Raw genomic sequence first — 564 nt, 5'->3', positions numbered from 1 at the left:
ATGGGCGGGTCCTTCGGCGGATACCTGGCCAACTGGCTGGCCGGCCAGACCGACCGGTTCGCCGCCATCGTCAGCCATGCCGGCCTGTGGGCGCTGGATCAATTCGGGCCGACCACCGACCAGGCCTACTACTGGCGCCGGGAGATGACCCCGCAGATGGCCGCCGTCCACTCGCCGCACCGGTTTGTCGAGCGGATCACCACTGCGATGCTGGTCATCCACGGCGAGAAGGACTATCGGGTGCCCATCGGCGAAGCCTTGCGGCTGTGGTACGAGCTGCTTGCATTGTCCGGCCTGCCCGCCGGAGACGATGGCCAAAGCCCGCACCGGTTTTTGTACTTCCCGTCGGAGCACCACTGGATCCTCGCACCGCAGCACACCAAGATCTTCTACCAGGTGGTGATCGCGTTCCTGGCCGTCAATGTGCTCGGCCAGGCCGGTGAACTTCCGGAAATCCTCGGAGTAGCGTCTGCGCCGTGACGGAAATACAGCGCGAATTCGACATCGTCGTCTACGGCGCGACGGGCTTCGTGGGCAAGCTTACTGCCGAGTATTTGGCCGGGG

General features: G+C 64.7%; 2 protein-coding genes. Both read left to right on the top strand.

Annotated elements, in window-relative coordinates:
* Positions 1–480 (top strand): prolyl oligopeptidase family serine peptidase (locus tag F6Q13_RS19885; RefSeq protein WP_293060125.1); only part of this gene is annotated, 480 nt, incomplete at its 5' end.
* Positions 477–564: hypothetical protein (locus F6Q13_RS19880; RefSeq protein WP_293060128.1), on the top strand; the 88-nt coding region annotated here is incomplete at its 3' end. The genes F6Q13_RS19885 and F6Q13_RS19880, both read left to right, overlap by 4 nt.

The sequence above is a fragment of the Mycobacterium sp. genome, from assembly GCF_008709575.1.
Taxonomy (GTDB): Bacteria; Actinomycetota; Actinomycetes; order Mycobacteriales; family Mycobacteriaceae; genus Mycobacterium.
The sequence above is the reverse complement of the archived record's forward strand: the minus strand, read 5'-3'. Positions and strand labels throughout refer to the sequence as shown.